The sequence below is a fragment of the Mesorhizobium sp. M7A.F.Ca.CA.004.06.1.1 genome, assembly GCF_003999135.1.
GTDB lineage: Bacteria > Pseudomonadota > Alphaproteobacteria > Rhizobiales > Rhizobiaceae > Mesorhizobium.
Genome location: NZ_RZPQ01001141.1, coordinates 1 through 1,216 on the forward strand (window position 1 = coordinate 1; position 1,216 = coordinate 1,216).

The window sequence follows — 1,216 nt, forward strand, 5'->3', positions numbered from 1 at the left end:
GGCCTGCATGCCGTGGCTGCCAAGGATTTCGAGTTCGAAGGCGATCACCTTGTCCATCGGCACCTGCGGCCGCCATGTGCAGGTCGGCCTGATGCTGGGCGAGCATGCCCGGCCGCAGGTGCCGATGGACAAGGTGATCGCCTTCGAACTCGAAATCCTTGGCAGCCACGGCATGCAGGCCTACCGCTACCAGGCGATGATGGACATGATCCGCAACGGCAAGCTGAAGCCCGAACTGCTGGTCGGCAAGAGAATCAGTCTCGACGAGGCGCCCGCGGCCTTGATGGCGATGGGCGGCTTCGAGGGGATTGGTATTGGAGTGGTGACGAAGTTCTAAAGCGCGTCGCGTTTGAACGGATCCAGGCGACGCGCTTTAGGTCCTTGTTTTTATGCATGTCGTTCTCCCAAAACCGGGGCCACTTTTGGGCGACATGCATTGGGCGAGGACGGCACCGTCGTCAGGCGATCGCGCGTCGTGGCAATTCCTGCTTCGCGAATCGCTTGGCGCCTACGACGCAGAGCACGACGCCAAGCGTGACGACCACCATCAGCGGGCTGACCTGCTCGTGCAGCAGCGTCGCTGCCAGTGCCAATCCGAAAAATGGCTGCAGCAGCTGCAACTGCCCGACCGCGGCGATGCCGCCTTGCGCCAGCCCGCGATACCAGAACACGAAGCCGATCAGCATGCTGAACAGCGAGACATAGGCAAGCCCTATCCACGCCCTGACGCCGACGCCTTCGAACGATGGCGGCATGGTCATCAGCGTCAGCACCAGCATGATCGGCAGCGACAGCACCAGCGCCCAGCAGATCACTTGCCAGCCGCCGAGCTTGCGCGACAGCGCGGCGCCCTCGGCATAGCCCAGGCCGCAGGCGATGATGGCGGCCAGCATCAGACCATCGCCCACCGGCGAGGCCGTCACGCCCTGCGTCAGGGCAAAACCCGCGACCAGCGCGCTGCCGATGCATGAAAACAGCCAGAACGCCGGGCGCGGACGGTCGCCGCCGCGCAGCACGCCGAAGATCGCGGTCGCCAACGGCAGCAGGCCGACGAAGATGATGGAATGGGCCGTGGTGACGTGCTTGAGCGCCAACGCGGTCAGCAGGGGAAACCCGACAACCACGCCAAGTGCGACGATCACCAGCGACAGCAGATCGCCGCGCTCCGGGCGTTTCTGCCGAAACAGAAGCAGCAGCGCCAGGCCAAGCAGGCCGG

1 protein-coding gene and 1 pseudogene are annotated in these 1,216 nt (G+C 64.6%); one reads left to right on the top strand and one right to left on the bottom strand.

Features of this window, described 5'->3' with window-relative positions; genetic code table 11:
- Positions 1–337: pseudogene (locus EN906_RS34560) on the top strand (hypothetical protein); the annotation flags it as partial.
- A 121-nt stretch (positions 338–458) separates the two neighbouring features.
- On the opposite strand, the gene EN906_RS34570 reads toward EN906_RS34560, so the two are convergent.
- On the bottom strand, positions 459–1,216 hold a 758-nt coding region (locus EN906_RS34570; RefSeq protein WP_164777632.1), incomplete at its 5' end, for a DMT family transporter.